The sequence below is a fragment of the Slackia exigua ATCC 700122 genome, from assembly GCF_000162875.1.
GTDB classification, from domain to species: Bacteria; Actinomycetota; Coriobacteriia; order Coriobacteriales; family Eggerthellaceae; genus Slackia; species Slackia exigua.
The window spans coordinates 1430001-1431083 of sequence record NZ_GG700630.1; the positions used below are offsets into that span (position 1 = coordinate 1430001).

1 rRNA gene is annotated in these 1083 nt (G+C 66.2%); it reads left to right on the top strand.

Features of this window, described 5'->3' with window-relative positions:
* Positions 1-246: 246 nt before the first annotated feature.
* Positions 247-1083: ribosomal RNA gene (locus tag HMPREF0762_RS09510) — 16S ribosomal RNA — on the top strand; the annotation flags it as partial.

The window sequence follows — 1083 nt, forward strand, 5'->3', positions numbered from 1 at the left end:
CGGCCCGCGCGTAACATAACCGTTCGCGCCGAGGGCGAGCCCCGAGGCGCGGGGAACCTTGAAAGCCGGATACTGTGACGCAAGCGAATTCATGGAATCCTAGACATTCGGACCACAGTTCCGAAAACGAGACGGACCCGTCTCACGGGAGCCCGGCCCCTGAGGGGGCCGGCCCCGAAGATGAGAAGGGCCGGGTCGACGGGACGTCACGGAAGCGTCTTACCCGGGCTCTCGGGCCCGGGCTTCCGAACGGAGAGTTTGATCCTGGCTCAGGATGAACGCTGGCGGCGCGCCTAACACATGCAAGTCGAACGGTTAAGGCCCCCTTTAGGGGGCGCATAGAGTGGCGAACGGGTGAGTAACACGTGACCAACCCGCCCCCCCACCGGGACAACCTCGGGAAACCGAGGCTAATACCGGATACGCCGGGGCCCCCGCATGGGGGCCCCGGGAAAGCCTTGGCGGGAGGGGACGGGGTCGCGGCCCATCAGGTAGACGGCGGGGCGAAGGCCCGCCGTGCCGACGACGGGTAGCCGGGCTGAGAGGCCGATCGGCCACATTGGGACTGAGACACGGCCCAGACTCCTACGGGAGGCAGCAGTGGGGAATATTGCGCAATGGGGGGAACCCTGACGCAGCGACGCCGCGTGCGGGAAGGAGGCCTTCGGGTCGTAAACCGCTTTCAGCAGGGAAGAAGCCTGACGGTACCTGCAGAAGAAGCCCCGGCTAACTACGTGCCAGCAGCCGCGGTAATACGTAGGGGGCGAGCGTTATCCGGATTCATTGGGCGTAAAGCGCGCGCAGGCGGCCCGCCAAGCGGCCTCGTCGAAGCCGGGGGCTCAACCCCCGGAAGCGACCCGAACTGGCGGGCTCGAGTGGGGCAGGGGAGGATGGAATTCCCGGTGTAGCGGTGAAATGCGCAGATATCGGGAGGAACACCGACGGCGAAGGCAGCCCTCTGGGCCTTCACTGACGCTGAGGCGCGAAAGCTGGGGGAGCGAACAGGATTAGATACCCTGGTAGTCCCAGCCGTAAACGATGGGCGCTAGGTGCGGGGGACGACCCTCCGTGCCGCAGCCAACG